The sequence below is a fragment of the Mesorhizobium sp. M2A.F.Ca.ET.037.01.1.1 genome, from assembly GCF_003998075.1.
Classification (GTDB): domain Bacteria; phylum Pseudomonadota; class Alphaproteobacteria; order Rhizobiales; family Rhizobiaceae; genus Mesorhizobium.
The window spans coordinates 1-12,581 of the sequence record NZ_RZSA01000061.1 but is presented as its reverse complement, the minus strand read 5'-3'; the positions used below and the strand labels follow the sequence as shown (position 1 = coordinate 12,581).

Below are 12,581 nucleotides of genomic sequence, written 5' to 3'. Positions count from 1 at the left end.
TCCTCGGTCGCCGCCGACCTCGTGATCGAGGCGGCGAGGTCGGCCATGGCCGGAGCGGCGGAGATGCGCGCCATCGCTTCGTTGCGCGCCTTTTCCTCAAGCTTGCCGGAACCGACTTGGCGGGCCATGTTGCCACTGATGGTGGCGATGCCCTTCTCGATCCGGTCGGCCGATATGTCGTGGATCAGGACCTTGTAGCCGCCCAGCGCAGAGACATGGGCGATACCGCCACCCATCTGACCCGCGCCGACAATGCCGATCGTCTCGATCTTGCTCATGAACCCCGATCCCGTCCGGAACGTCCGCACTTCCTTGAAGTACAAAGACGCTCCTGCTTGTTTGTTTCCCGCAATCCGGAGGCGAACCGCCGGATTGGCTCCGGACCTTGATGGCCCGCTTTTTGTGCAGTGCAAACTAAAAGGGCGGGGCGACTTCGTCTACCCCACCCTTTGGATTTTAATATGCCAGAACGGACGGCGTCAAAGCGCCTTTTGCAGCTCCGGCAAAATGACGAAGAGATCGCCGACCAAGCCGTAATCGGCAACCTGGAAGATCGGCGCCTCCTCGTCCTTGTTGATGGCGACGATCACCTTGGAGTCCTTCATGCCGGCCAGGTGCTGGATGGCGCCGGAGATGCCGACGGCAATGTAGAGGTCGGGCGCGACCACCTTGCCGGTCTGGCCGACCTGCCAGTCGTTCGGGGCATAGCCCGCGTCGACCGCGGCGCGGGACGCGCCGACCGCGGCGCCGAGCTTGTCGGCGACCGGCAGGATGACTTCCTGGAACTTCTCCGAAGAGCCGAGCGCGCGGCCGCCGGAGATGATGATCTTGGCCGAGGTCAGTTCCGGACGATCGTTCTCCGAGAGCTTGTTCTCGACGAAGGACGACAGGCCGGGGTTGGCGGCGGCGCCGACCGTCTCGACCGCGGCAGAACCACCTTCCGGCGCTGCCGCGAAGGAGGCGGTGCGCACCGTGATGACCTTCTTGGCGTCGGTCGACTGGACGGTCTGGATGGCGTTGCCGGCATAGATCGGCCGCTTGAAGGTGTCAGGCGAGACCACTTCGATGATTTCCGACACCTGGGCGACGTCGAGCAGGGCGGCGACGCGCGGCGCGATGTTCTTGCCGGCGGAAGTGGCCGGCGCGATGATCGTGTCGTAGCCGCCCGCAAGCGAGACGACGAGAGCCGCAGTCGGCTCGGCGAGGCGTTCCGAAAGCTCGTCCGCTTCGGCCAGCAGCACTTTCCGAACGCCCTTCAGCTTGGCGGCGGCGTCGGCCGCGCCCTTGGCGCCCTTGCCGGCCACCAGCACGTCGACTTCCGCGCCGATCTGGAGCGCCGCCGACAGCGCCTTGGCGGTCTGGTCGGAAAGGCTTGCGTTGTCGTGTTCGGCGATGAGGAGAATTGCCATTGTCTTTATCCTTTCCCGATCGCTTAGAGCACGCCGGCTTCGTTCTTCAGCTTCTCGACCAGCTCGGCCACCGACTTCACCTTGACGCCCGCCTTGCGGCCGCCCGGCTCCTCGGTCTTGATCACCTTGAGGCGCGGCTTGACGTCGGCGCCGAAGTCGGCCGGGCTCTTCTCGTCGAGCGGCTTCTTCTTCGCCTTCATGATGTTGGGCAGCGATGCATAGCGCGGCTGGTTGAGGCGAAGGTCGGCGGTGACGATCGCCGGCATCTTCAGTTCGACCGTCTGCAGGCCGCCGTCGACCTCGCGCGTCACCTTGGCATGATCGCCGGCAAGCTCGACCTTGGAGGCGAAGGTGCCCTGCGACCAGCCAAGCAGCGCCGCCAGCATCTGGCCGGTCTGGTTCGAATCGTCATCGATCGCCTGCTTGCCGAGGATGACGAGGCCGGGCTTCTCCGCCTCGACCACGCCCTTCAGCACCTTGGCGACGCCGAGCGGCTCGGTCTGCTCGTCAGTCTTAACCAGAATGGCCCGGTCGGCGCCCATGGCGAGCGCGGTGCGCAGCGTTTCCTGCGCCTGCTGCGGGCCGACCGAGACGACGATGATCTCTTCCGCCTTGCCGGCTTCCTTGATGCGGATCGCTTCCTCGACCGCGATCTCGTCGAACGGGTTCATCGCCATCTTGACATTGGCGAGCTCGACGCCGAGTCCGTCGGCTTTCACCCGGACCTTGACGTTGGCATCCACAACCCGCTTCACGGGCACAAGGATCTTCATTTTCCTGTCACCTCTCCTGAGATAGTCGGGGCGCTATAGCAGCGTACGCCCTGTCAGAGTTGTCGAAAGCCGACATTACGGGCGGAATATCCGCCCAGCGGTGCCGTTTCCGTAGTGGCGGCAAATCCGCGCGTCAATATCCCACGAGGCACCCAAATCGGTTCAGTCCCGAGGCGTCGCTGCTCCACGGCCCCATTGCGACCCCGGCTGCGCCGGGGTGCCGTCGCTCGCGGCGGGCTCGACGGGGACAGGCGGCTGCTGGATGTTCGGCGTCGGGTCCGGCTCGCCGTCGGCGCCGGCCAGCAGCGGCACGCCGCGGCTGCGCAGCACCAGCACCAGCACGAATCCGGCGAGGATGCCGCCGATATGGCAGGCCCAGGAAATCCGGTCCTCTCCGCCGGCGGCGAACATCACGATCTGGAACAGGATCCAGAGGATCAGCGGGATGAAGGCCGGAATGCGCAAGGGGATGCGGGCAAAGGCCAGCACCCAGACTTTCACGCGAGGGTAGAGAATCAGATAGGCGGTGACGACGCCGGCAATGGCGCCGGACGCGCCGATCAGCGGCACCTGCGAATCCCAGGCCACCAGCCCCTGGAAGAAAGCGCCGGCGACAGCGCAGGCCAAGTAGAAGATCAGGTAGCGTATGTGGCCGAGCGCATCCTCGACATTGTCGCCGAACACCCACAGGAACAGCATGTTGCCGCCTAGATGGAAAATGTCGGCGTGCAGGAAGGAATAGGTGAGATAGCTGAGGCTTTCGGGTATGACGACGAATTCAGGCGACAGCTCGACCTTGTGGTGGACCACCGAGGGAATGAAGCCGAGGCCGAGAACCGCGGCATTGGTGAAGTTCTCACCGCCAAGCGTGGTCGCCAGATAGACCAGCGCATTCACCACCATCAGACCGATCGTCACATATTGCAGACGGATGTGGCGCAGCCTGTTGGTGTCGTAAAGCGGGATGAACATCGGACCCTCCCGCCCCTGGATTCAGCGGTTCTTGCCGGGAACCCATAGCACGTCGGCCTTTCCATTGTCATTGACCGCACGGGCGGCAACGAACAGGAAATCCGAGACGCGGTTGACGTATTTGAGCGCCTCGCGGTTGACATGCTCGGTCGGATCCTGGGCCAGCGCCACCATCAGGCGCTCGGCCCTGCGCGCCACGGTGCGGGCCAGATGGAGCGCGGCCGCGGCCGGCGTGCCGCCGTTCAGCACGAAGGATTTCAGCGGCTGCAGGTCCTTGTTGAGGAGGTCGATGTCCTGTTCGACGCGGCCGGTCTGGGCGGCGACGATACGCAGCGGCTCGTATTCCAGGGGCTTGCCGCCGTCGGGCACGGCGAGGTCGGCTCCCAGATCGAACAGATCGTTCTGAATGCGCGACAGCATGGCCTCGATCGCGGGATGTTGGCCGGCGGTATGGATGCGGGCCATGCCGATGCAGGCATTGGCCTCGTCGACCGTGCCATAGGCGTCGACGCGCAGGTCGGATTTCAGCCGCCGCTCGCCGGTGCCGAGCCCGGTGGTGCCGTCATCGCCGGTGCGGGTGTAGATCTTGTTGAGCTTGACCATAACGTCCCCAAAAGACCTCTATTTGCGCGTGAAATAGACCACCAGCAACAGCAGCGCCAACGCCACGGCCTGCAGCATCACACGGGCTTGCATCAGCTTGTTCGAGGTGACGCCGGAGCCGCCGCGCATCATGTTGATCAGGCCGCGAACCAGCACGATCAGCACGGCCGCCATCGCGATGACGGCGAGAATCTTCAAGACGATGACCATCTGGCTGGCTCCGGTTCAGTTTCGGTCAGGCGCGCCTGGCGAGCACGCGGTACAGCATTGACGCCGGCAGGATGCGTTTGAGTGCCGCGCCGATCCTGGCCGGCACCGTTACCACATAGTGCGGGCGCGGGCGCTGTGACAGAAGCGCGTGGCGGAGCGCGTTGTGCACGACCTCCGGCCCGGGCTTCAGCTTCGACACGCTGCCGCCGGCCTGGAGCCGGGCGAGCTGCGCCTGATAATCCGCGCGGTGGACGGACTTTTCGACATCGATGTTCTTCAGGAACCAGGGCAGGCCATTGCTGGCGATCTTCGACGTCACCGGTCCCGGTTCGATGAGGGAAAGGTGGATGCCGCTGCCGTCGAGTTCCTGGCGCATGCACAGCATCAGGCCTTCGATGGCGTGCTTGGATGCCGAATAGGCGCCGCGGAAGCGGACAGGCGCCAGTCCGAGGATCGAGGAGCAATGGACGAGACGGCCGTGCCCCTGGCGACGCATGACCGGCATGACGCGCCGGGTGAGATCATGCCAGCCGAAGAAATTGGCCTCGAACTGCTCGCGCAGCGCTGCGACCGGCAGGTCCTCGACGGCGCCGGGCTGAGCGTAGGCGCCGTTGTTGAACAGCGCGTCCAGCGTGCCGCCGGTGCGTTCAAGCACCGCCTCGACCAGCGCGGCGATGGATTCCGGCTCACGATAATCGAGATAGAAGGCCTCCAGGCCGTCGGCCTCGAGCACGGCTATGTCGGCCGGCTTGCGCGCCGTTGCGAAGACCCGCCAGCCCTCCGCCTTCAGCGCCCGCGCGCAATACGCGCCGATGCCGGAGGAGGCCCCGGTGACGATGACGGTGCGCAATTCTTTCGCGACGGTGGACGTTGTCTGACCTGGGGTTGCCATTTGCTGCAATCACTTCCCATATTCGCGGCGTCGACACAATCGAGCGGAGCGCGGGTCCTTGCTCAGGAATATCGTCGCCGTCAAGCGCGTGCTCTACGATGCGATCGGCCATTTCAACAATGACGACGGCTGGGCGATGGCCAGCCATCTCGCCATCACCTCGCTGATGGCGTTGTTTCCGTTCCTGATCTTCGCCACGACACTGGCCAGCTTCCTCGGCGCGCAGGCGTTCTCGGACACGGCGGTGCATCTCGTCTTCGACACCTGGCCGGAGCAGATCGCCAAGCCGATCGCGCGCGAGGTGCAGAACGTTCTCACCGTCAGGCGAACCGACCTTTTGACCTACGGCGTCGTGCTTGCCGCCTATTTCGCGTCGAACGGCATCGAGGCGCTGCGCACCTCGCTCAACCGGGCCTATCGTGTCACCGAAACGCGCGGCATCATCCACCGCAGGGTGCGAAGCATCATTTTCGTGCTGATCGCCACGGCCTGTTTCCTGGCCGTCAGCGTGCTTCTGGTGTTCGCCCCTCTGCTGGCCAGGCTGGCGGAGGCGCATCTCGAATGGATCAAGCCCTATATGGGCACCATCACGCTGTGGCGTTACGTCGTCGCCTCCACCGTCATCGTCATCGGGCTGTTCTCGGTGCATATCTGGCTGCCGGCCGGCAAGCGCCGCTTTGTCTCGATCATACCGGGCATCGTCTTCACGCTGATCGCCTGGCTCGCCGGCTCGACCATCTTCGCCACCTATCTCGATCATTTCTCGTCCTACGTGACGACCTATGCGGGGCTCGCCTCGATCATGATCGCGGTGGTTTTCCTCTACATCATCTCGGCGATCTTCATCCTCGGCGGCGAGCTCAACGCCGCCATCAGCCGCTATCTGGAGGCGCGTGCGCGCGTCGGGTGAGTTGCGTCGGTAGAGGAATTGAAGAAATGAAGAATTGAGGAATTGAAGAAAAAGCGATCCGGCGCTGCCGGCTTCTTCTTCAGTTCTTCAGTTCTTCAGTTCCTCAGTTCTCCGTTCTTCAATTCTTCAATTCCTCAATTCCCCTTCCCTTCCCTTGCCTGCCCGCCGTCGCCAGGCCTACGCCAAGGGTCGCGATCGCCATGCCGGCGATCTGCAGCAGATTGAGCTGCTCGTCGAAAAGCATCCAGGCGATGACCGCGGTCACGGCGGGCACGAGGTAGAACAGCGAAGCGACCTTCGACATCTCGCCGTCCCTGATCATCACCATCAACAGGAAGATGGCGCCGACCGACAGCACCAGGACCAGCCAGGCCATGGCAAAGATCAGCTCGCCATTGACGGTGACGGCGCGCGTCTCGAAGGCGAGCGAGCCCAGGATCATCACGGCGGAGCCGCCGACATACTGCCACATCGTCGCCGACACCAGGTCGCCGCCGGAAGCATAGCGTTTCTGCCAGATGGTGCCGGCGCTCATGCCAAGCACCGAGACGAGCGAGGCGGTCAATGTTGCCGCGGTCACGCCGCCGCCGACCGCTCCGAGCTTCGGCCACAGCACAATGACGACGCCCACAAGCCCGACAGCGAGCCCGGCCCAATGGCGGGGCAGGATCGCCTCGCCGAGGAATCTGCCGGCGAGCACGGCGGTGATCAGCGGCTGCAGGCCGACGATCAATGCCGAAAACCCTGCCGGCATGCCCCGGTGGATCGCCCAGAAGACGGCGCCGAGATAGACGCCATGCATGAGGACGCCGGCCATCGTCGCATGCAACGCCTCGTCGCGCGTCGCCGTGCGCGAGCCAAGCAGCACGGCGAGGCCGGCAAACAGGATCGCCGCTATGACGAAGCGGATGGCAAGGAACGTAAAGGGCTCGGCCCAGGGCATGGCGTAGCGCGCGCCGATGAAGCCTGTCGCCCACAGAACGACGAAGGAGGCGGGAATGAGCCGCTTGATGCTCTGCATGGGTGGGAGGCTGCCGGGGTGAACGGTTGATGACGGCAATTGCTCTAATGCCGTTCAATCCGGCAAGCAAAACGAAACGGTTGATCCATAAGCTAAGTCGAATTCAACAAACCGTGCCAAGAGGGGCATGGCGCGTCGGCGCGCCATGGGTGGGCATGTTTTTGCATCTCGACACGACCTGGCTGTTGTTCGCCTTCCTGATCATTGCCGGCTTCGGTTTCTTCTTCGGCACGGCGCTCGACGCGATCATGAAGGAGAGCGGGTTTGGCCCGACCGGCAACACGCTGCTGTTCATCTTCGGCTTCTTTGCCGCGGTGACGGTCGCCGGCAAGCATGGCATCAGCCTGAGCGACCTCAGGCTGGCGGTTGCCTGTGGGCTCGGCGGCGCCTTTGCCTTCATCAGCGTGCTGGCACTGATCAAGGCCGGGATGGCGCGACTTTAATCAAACTCGACAAGCCGCCTGACGTCCTGCGACGACATGCCCGCCTCGCGAAGCGCGGCAAGACCGGTGTCCTTGAAGCTCTTGGACAGTTTCCTGCCGTCCGGACCAAGGATCAGGCGGTGGTGGAAATAGCGCGGCTGCGGCAGGCCGAGCAGTTCCTGCAGCAGGCGCTGCACGCCGGTCGCCGCATAGAGGTCCTGGCCGCGCACGACATGGCTGACGCCCTGCAGCGCGTCGTCGAGGACGACGGCAAGATGATAGCTGGTCGGGATGTCGCGGCGGGCGACGATGACGTCGCCCCAGGCCTGCGGTTGCGCTTCGATCGCTCGTGTCGCCGACATCGTCTCATCGGTGAATTCGGTCCATGACAGGTCGGCGGTGACGCGCATCCTTGCCACTTCGACGTCGAGCCGCCAGGCGAAGGGCATGTTCTCGGCGATCCGTCGCTTGCGCTCCCTGGCTGGCAGGGCCTTGTCGAGCGGCGGGTAGAGCGGCACGCCGTCAGGATCGCGCGGCCAGTCGCGGCCGCCTCTCTCGGCGATGAAGGCGCGGATCTCGCCCCGGCTCATGAAGGCCGGATAGACCAGTTCCTCGGCGACCAATCGGTCGAGCACCGCCTGGTATTCGGCAAAATGTTCCGACTGGCGACGCACCGGCTGTTCCCAGCGCAATCCCAGCCATTCGAGGTCGCGGAAAATGCCGGTCTCGAATTGCGGCGTGCAGCGGGCGATGTCGATATCCTCGATGCGCAGCAGCAGCCGTCCGCCGACCTGCGTCGCCATCTGCTGGTTCAGCAGGGCCGAATAGGCATGGCCGAGATGCAGTTCGCCATTCGGGCTCGGCGCGAAGCGGAATGTCAGGAGCGTCATCTCTCGGGCGGCGTTCGGGTTGAAAGGTGCTTTCGCCGGTTGGTATTTAGCCTCCATTGCCATTTCGCGGGCGTCCTGGGAACAAGAACGTGCAACGCATCGCCTCGCTCGACGACATTGCGACTGGGCTCGACGCGCTCTGCCGAATCGATCCGCGGTTGGAGACGGTGCGCGGCAAGGCGGGCGAGGTGCCGCTTCGGCTGTCGGAGCCGGGGTTTCGAAGCCTGGCCTCGATCATCGTTTCGCAGCAAGTTTCCCGCGCCAGCGCCGACGCCATTTTTGGCCGTCTGGTCAAGCTAGTCGATCCGCTGACGCCGCAGGCGATCCTCGCCGCCGGCGGGGACATATTCCGCGAGGCCGGTCTGTCGCGGCCGAAACAGCGCGGGCTGCTCGCGGTCGCGCAAGCCGTTGCCGGCGGGCTCGATCTCGATCACCTGTGCACCCTGGACGCCGGCGAGGCGATCGCCGCGATGACGGCCGTGCCCGGCATCGGCCCATGGACGGCCGAATGCTATCTGTTGTTCGCCGCCGGCCATCCGGACGTCTTCCCCGCGCGCGATGTCGCGCTGCAGACGGCGGTCGGCCATGCGCTCGGCATCGACCCGCGTCCGCCGGAGAAAATGCTGATCCGGCTGGCCGAATCATGGAGCCCCTGGCGGGGTGTCGCGTCGCGGCTTTTTTGGGCCTACTATCGTGAACTGAAGGGCAGGGACGCGGCGCCTCCCGTCGAAATGGCCAATAAAGCATGAAAATCATGCGTTTTTGAGAGTTTCGGCGAGAGACAATCCGCTTCACATCCCTGTCATGTCGGGCTTACAGTATCCGCGCCGTTCGGTTTGGAATGTAGGAGGCGAAGGACGTGACGGTTGCCGTATCTCCGGATGGGCTTCCCGCGCTGGTGCTGAATGCGGACTACCGCCCGCTCAGCTATTACCCCCTGTCGCTCTGGTCGTGGCAGGACGCCATCAAGGCTGTCTTCCTCGACCGGGTCAACATCGTCGCAGAATACGAGCACGCCGTCTCCTCGCCGACCTTCTCGATGAAGCTGCCGAGCGTGGTCAGCCTCAAGGCCTATGTGAAGCCGTCCCGGCATCCCGCCTTCACCCGCTTCAACGTGTTCCTGCGCGACCGTTTCCAGTGCCAGTATTGCGGCACGCCGGAGGATCTGACCTTCGACCATGTCATCCCGCGCCATCGCGGCGGGGCGACGACCTGGGAGAATGTCGTCGCCGCCTGCTCGCCCTGCAATCTTCGCAAGGGCGGCATGATGCCGGCGCAGGCCAAGATGTGGCCGCTGCAGAAGCCCTACCAGCCGACGGTGCACGACCTGCACAACAACGGCCGCCTGTTCCCGCCCAACCATCTGCATGAAAGCTGGATGGATTATCTCTACTGGGATGTCGAGCTGGAACCTTAGAGTTCGGCAGAAATCCGCGAGCCCGGCCGTCTGCCGCAGCTTTCTGCGCTTCCGGTGCTCACGTACTTAAGTACGCTCCGCTCCGGTTCTCGAAAGCCGCGCCAGCCAATCCGGGCTGGCGAATTTCTGGACGAACTCTCCGCCGTGCCGTTCGATAGAAAATTGGCTCAGTCGCGGGATAACGCGCTGCGGAAGGCGACGGCGGCCAGCACGAGGCTGGCGATAGCGTTCCAGCCGGCGAGCGAGAGACCGAGGATGCGGAGCGCCGCCTTGTCGCAGGAGGGCGGCACGAATTTGTCGAGCGCGTCGAGCACGCCCTTGCCGCCGGTGTCGACCGGGCCGGCGCCCGCCGTGCAGTCGGTCGGGCCGGCCCACCAATGCCATTCGACGCCGGAGTGGTAGACGCCGAGATAGAGGCCGTAGAGCATCAGCAAGCCGCCGATCCCCAGCAGGCCGCGCGTAGCCCAGGCCGGCGCATGAAGCATCGAGGCGATTACCGCCAGCAGCATCAGCGGCGCGCCGACATAATAGGGCGTGCGCTGCTCGAGGCAGAGGTGGCAGGGGATGTAGCCGCCGATATATTGGAAAGCCAGCGCCGAGCCGACGGTCGCGGCCATGGCGACGGCGAGAAAAAGCGCCGCGCGCGTGCGCTGGCGTCCGGTGTCGGCATTCATGGTCGCTGTCATCTAATCGGATCCGTTTGTTGCGTCGCTATCCGTGGGCGTATCTGACGAGGATATAGAGCAAAATCAGGGCAGCCGCGCCGGCGCCGACGATCAATCCCAATCGCTTTTCGATGAACTCCCGGATCGATTCACCATAGCGGCGCAACAGCCAGGCCAGCAGCAGGAAACGCGCGCCGCGCGCCACGATGGCCGAGACGACGAAGACAAGAATGTTGACGTGAAGCGCGCCGGCCAGAATGGTGACCACCTTGATCGGCGGCAGGTGCGCAGCGCCGGATGTGACGAGCAGCACGAGCATCAGCCCGGTGCCTGACGACTGCCACCTCTCGAAGGTGTCGAGGCCGCCGAAATGCTCCAGGATCGGCCGCGCTATCGTGTCGTAGGCATAGTAGCCGATCAGCCAGCCGGCAATGCCGCCCAGCACGGAGGCAACCGTGGCGGTCAGGGCGTAGCGATAGGCGCGATCAGGCCGCGCCAACGCCATGGGCAGGAACAGCACGTCGGCCGGTATGAAGAACACGGAGCTTTCGACGAAGGCGATGAAGGCCAGCCACCATTCGGCGGATTTGCGCGCCGCCAGCGACAGGGTCCAGTCGTAAAGTCCGCGAAGCATCGGCTCTCCTAATGCGGTCGACACAATTCCGGACGGAAAACCGCAGCGCGCTTTTCCTGGAATTGCTCTGATCAATGTCACCCGGGACGCTTGGCGGTTTTGGGCAACGGCAGGCAGGAAGACAAGGACCCAAAGCGCCGCATCCAGCTTCCGGATGCGAGGCGCTCAATGCTTCGCCTGTCTAGAAAGATTTTCCGCGCCGCACAATGTCTGCGTCGCCACGAGGCCGAAGGGTGGGCGATGCCGCCGGTTGCGCGGGCAAATCCGCAACAGGCCAGTTGACGAACACCCATCCGCCCGTATAGTCCGCGCCCATCCAGGCCGCCCGGCCTGAGCCCCTATGGCGGAATTGGTAGACGCGCTCGACTCAAAATCGAGTTCCGCAAGGAGTGCTGGTTCGATCCCGGCTAGGGGCACCACTACCTTCATGCAGGTGTTGACGTATTTTACCGTCGGGTCGACCGGCGCAGGGCGCTTAACAAAAGCAAGACCGTCACCCACGGGCGCCAATAGTTTACCAACCATCGGCTTGCGCTTGCGGAGCACCGGTTCCGGCAACAGGCTGGCAAGATCATCGATCTATTCTGTGCGCGGAATGTCCGGTTTGCGCGGGATGATCGCCGTCAACCCACTGGACGATCATCCGGAATTGCACTTTCGCTTGCGAATAGGAGCGATAGAAGTCGAGAAGTTCCCCTGTGGGTTCCGACAAGCGTTGGAAGCCCGAAATAAAGGCGACGACCGTGCCGATCGTCGTCTGCCCGCGGATCACAAGATAGCCGCCAACGATCAGGACCATCAGGGACCCCGCCGCGTTGGCTATATTCAGCAACGTCTTCAGCCCGAATTTCAACAAATAGAATTCGATGCGGGTGCTGAAGATCGTGCGTATGGTGCGAAAGGCGGCTCGGCGCTTCGTCGAGTGGCTGGCGAAGGAATTGACTGCTTGGTTGCCAAGCTTTCGGACCAGCGCGACCTGCCGCTCCACGAGTGTGTTCAGGTCCTTCTGCATATAAAGCGCAAGCAGGATTTGCGGCAGGAGTGACAGGCCGCTGACCAGAGCGATCACCGGCTGCATGTAGGTCATGTAAAATGCGACGGAGACCATCAGCGTGACGTTGACCACGCAATCAGAGATGCTGGTGCCGACAAATCCGCCAACATAGTCGATCTCGTTGCCGATGATGCCGGCGGTCTGACCACTCCTTGCGTGCTCGCGCGCGGACCTTTGCGTGGCGACGAGAGCGAGTTGGTCGCGGGCCGTCTTCACCACGCTCTCTCCGACCCAGCCTTGATAGACGATCAGTGCGTATTTCAGGCCCGCATGCAGGAGTATAGCCCCAAGATAAAGGCCGCCGAGCATCAGCAGCCCCCGTACGTCCTTGTCGGCAATTGCCACATCGACGACCCGTCTCTGCAGGTCGATGGGTAGAAAGTTGGCCAAGGCAACCGAAATTGCGATCACGCTGACATAGACCTGTTGCATGCCGCTGGCGCGCCGGACAAAACTGGGAAACTTCTCGCCAGGGCGCATCGCGTCGGCCATCGGCTCAAACGGGGCGAAGCGCCGCGCAATTGTCGCGAAAATTCCGCTCACCTTTGGTGCGCCTCCGTCGTATCCATTTCCGATCCAACCGATCAGAGCAACGCACCCTGTCGGTGACCTGCTGAACAGGCAGCCTCTGTCAGGCCCGGGACTGCCGCCCGGTCATGCTTTTTGCCAGCCCACGCCACATGAGGAGGCTGAGTTCTCTATCTTCACG

The 12,581-nt window shown here is 63.7% G+C and carries 16 protein-coding genes and 1 tRNA gene; 5 read left to right on the top strand and 12 right to left on the bottom strand.

Translation table 11 applies throughout. The features are described from left to right. From EOA27_RS05495 to EOA27_RS05465, 7 genes are all read right to left on the bottom strand, one after another. Nucleotides 1–278 (bottom strand): 3-hydroxyacyl-CoA dehydrogenase NAD-binding domain-containing protein (locus EOA27_RS05495; protein WP_245491034.1); only part of this gene is annotated, 278 nt, incomplete at its 3' end. A gap of 201 nt (nt 279–479) precedes the next feature. Further along, a complete protein-coding gene (locus EOA27_RS05490) occupies nt 480–1,409 on the bottom strand; it encodes an electron transfer flavoprotein subunit alpha/FixB family protein (protein WP_126081054.1) in 930 nt (309 codons plus the stop codon). A gap of 23 nt (nt 1,410–1,432) precedes the next feature. Further along, on the bottom strand, nt 1,433–2,182 hold the full coding sequence (locus EOA27_RS05485) for an electron transfer flavoprotein subunit beta/FixA family protein (protein ID WP_126081055.1): 750 nt from the start codon (nt 2,180–2,182) through the stop codon (nt 1,433–1,435). A gap of 162 nt (nt 2,183–2,344) precedes the next feature. Continuing rightward, nucleotides 2,345–3,154 carry a rhomboid family intramembrane serine protease gene (locus tag EOA27_RS05480; RefSeq protein ID WP_126081056.1) on the bottom strand — a complete coding sequence of 270 codons (810 nt, stop codon included), beginning with the start codon at nt 3,152–3,154 and terminating at the stop codon, nt 2,345–2,347. Nucleotides 3,155–3,175: 21 nt separating this feature from the next. Beyond that, complete coding sequence (locus EOA27_RS05475; RefSeq protein ID WP_126081057.1) at nt 3,176–3,757, bottom strand: cob(I)yrinic acid a,c-diamide adenosyltransferase; 582 nt, start codon at nt 3,755–3,757, stop codon at nt 3,176–3,178. An 18-nt stretch (nt 3,758–3,775) separates the two neighbouring features. Then, complete coding sequence (locus EOA27_RS05470) at nt 3,776–3,967, bottom strand: twin transmembrane helix small protein (RefSeq protein ID WP_042641360.1); 192 nt, start codon at nt 3,965–3,967, stop codon at nt 3,776–3,778. 25 nt (nt 3,968–3,992) lie between these two features. Further along, complete coding sequence (locus tag EOA27_RS05465) at nt 3,993–4,859, bottom strand: SDR family oxidoreductase (RefSeq protein ID WP_126081058.1); 867 nt, start codon at nt 4,857–4,859, stop codon at nt 3,993–3,995. A 58-nt stretch (nt 4,860–4,917) separates the two neighbouring features. Here EOA27_RS05465 and EOA27_RS05460 point away from each other — a divergent pair, with 58 nt between their 5' ends. Further along, the gene (locus EOA27_RS05460) at nt 4,918–5,769 is read left to right on the top strand and encodes a YihY/virulence factor BrkB family protein (protein WP_127255691.1); all 852 of its coding nucleotides are present in this window, start codon (nt 4,918–4,920) and stop codon (nt 5,767–5,769) included. A 118-nt stretch (nt 5,770–5,887) separates the two neighbouring features. On the opposite strand, the gene EOA27_RS05455 is transcribed toward EOA27_RS05460, so the two are convergent. Next, nucleotides 5,888–6,790, bottom strand: coding sequence for a DMT family transporter (locus EOA27_RS05455; RefSeq protein ID WP_126081060.1), 903 nt, complete (start codon nt 6,788–6,790; stop codon nt 5,888–5,890). Nucleotides 6,791–6,945: 155 nt separating this feature from the next. Between EOA27_RS05455 and EOA27_RS05450 the strand changes: the two genes are divergently transcribed. Beyond that, nucleotides 6,946–7,233: a hypothetical protein gene (locus EOA27_RS05450; protein ID WP_126081061.1), complete on the top strand. Its 288-nt coding sequence runs from the start codon at nt 6,946–6,948 to the stop codon at nt 7,231–7,233. Here the strand turns inward: EOA27_RS05450 and gluQRS are convergent. Then, nucleotides 7,230–8,102 (bottom strand): tRNA glutamyl-Q(34) synthetase GluQRS, encoded by an 873-nt coding sequence (gluQRS, locus tag EOA27_RS05445; RefSeq protein ID WP_126081062.1) that lies wholly within the window; start codon nt 8,100–8,102, stop codon nt 7,230–7,232. The genes EOA27_RS05450 and gluQRS overlap by 4 nt on opposite strands. An 89-nt stretch (nt 8,103–8,191) precedes the next feature. Between gluQRS and EOA27_RS05440 the strand changes: the two genes are divergently transcribed. Together EOA27_RS05440 and EOA27_RS05435 are read left to right on the top strand one after the other, a co-directional pair. Further along, complete coding sequence (locus tag EOA27_RS05440) at nt 8,192–8,851, top strand: DNA-3-methyladenine glycosylase (RefSeq protein WP_127255689.1); 660 nt, start codon at nt 8,192–8,194, stop codon at nt 8,849–8,851. A gap of 110 nt (nt 8,852–8,961) precedes the next feature. Further along, nucleotides 8,962–9,519, top strand: coding sequence for an HNH endonuclease (locus tag EOA27_RS05435; RefSeq protein WP_027167440.1), 558 nt, complete (start codon nt 8,962–8,964; stop codon nt 9,517–9,519). Between the two features lie 167 nt (nt 9,520–9,686). Here the strand turns inward: EOA27_RS05435 and EOA27_RS05430 are convergent, their stop codons facing one another. Together EOA27_RS05430 and EOA27_RS05425 are read right to left on the bottom strand one after the other, a co-directional pair. Then, entirely contained in the window at nt 9,687–10,205 is a 519-nt protein-coding gene (locus EOA27_RS05430) for a disulfide bond formation protein B (protein WP_127255687.1), read from the bottom strand. Nucleotides 10,206–10,230: 25 nt separating this feature from the next. Then, the gene (locus EOA27_RS05425) at nt 10,231–10,818 is read right to left on the bottom strand and encodes a YqaA family protein (protein WP_042641375.1); all 588 of its coding nucleotides are present in this window, start codon (nt 10,816–10,818) and stop codon (nt 10,231–10,233) included. Nucleotides 10,819–11,152: 334 nt separating this feature from the next. Between EOA27_RS05425 and EOA27_RS05420 the strand changes: the two genes are divergently transcribed. Continuing rightward, nucleotides 11,153–11,237, top strand: a tRNA-Leu gene (locus EOA27_RS05420). A gap of 152 nt (nt 11,238–11,389) precedes the next feature. On the opposite strand, the gene EOA27_RS05415 is transcribed toward EOA27_RS05420, so the two are convergent. Continuing rightward, a complete protein-coding gene (locus EOA27_RS05415) occupies nt 11,390–12,415 on the bottom strand; it encodes an ABC transporter transmembrane domain-containing protein (RefSeq protein WP_126081065.1) in 1,026 nt (341 codons plus the stop codon). Between the last annotated feature and the right edge of the window lie 166 nt (nt 12,416–12,581).

Bases quoted from the DNA above. Each gene is read 5' to 3' on its own strand.
- EOA27_RS05455 (WP_126081060.1), bottom strand. From the start codon at position 6,790: ATGCAGAGCATCAAGCGGCTCATTCCCGCCTCCTTCGTCGTTCTGTGG.
- EOA27_RS05475 (WP_126081057.1), bottom strand. From the start codon at position 3,757: ATGGTCAAGCTCAACAAGATCTACACCCGCACCGGCGATGACGGCACC.
- gluQRS (WP_126081062.1), bottom strand. From the start codon at position 8,102: ATGACGCTCCTGACATTCCGCTTCGCGCCGAGCCCGAATGGCGAACTG.
- EOA27_RS05465 (WP_126081058.1), bottom strand. From the start codon at position 4,859: ATGGCAACCCCAGGTCAGACAACGTCCACCGTCGCGAAAGAATTGCGC.
- EOA27_RS05425 (WP_042641375.1), bottom strand. From the start codon at position 10,818: ATGCTTCGCGGACTTTACGACTGGACCCTGTCGCTGGCGGCGCGCAAA.
- EOA27_RS05485 (WP_126081055.1), bottom strand. From the start codon at position 2,182: ATGAAGATCCTTGTGCCCGTGAAGCGGGTTGTGGATGCCAACGTCAAG.
- EOA27_RS05480 (WP_126081056.1), bottom strand. From the start codon at position 3,154: ATGTTCATCCCGCTTTACGACACCAACAGGCTGCGCCACATCCGTCTG.
- EOA27_RS05430 (WP_127255687.1), bottom strand. From the start codon at position 10,205: ATGACAGCGACCATGAATGCCGACACCGGACGCCAGCGCACGCGCGCG.
- EOA27_RS05470 (WP_042641360.1), bottom strand. From the start codon at position 3,967: ATGGTCATCGTCTTGAAGATTCTCGCCGTCATCGCGATGGCGGCCGTG.
- EOA27_RS05450 (WP_126081061.1), top strand. From the start codon at position 6,946: ATGTTTTTGCATCTCGACACGACCTGGCTGTTGTTCGCCTTCCTGATC.
- EOA27_RS05490 (WP_126081054.1), bottom strand. From the start codon at position 1,409: ATGGCAATTCTCCTCATCGCCGAACACGACAACGCAAGCCTTTCCGAC.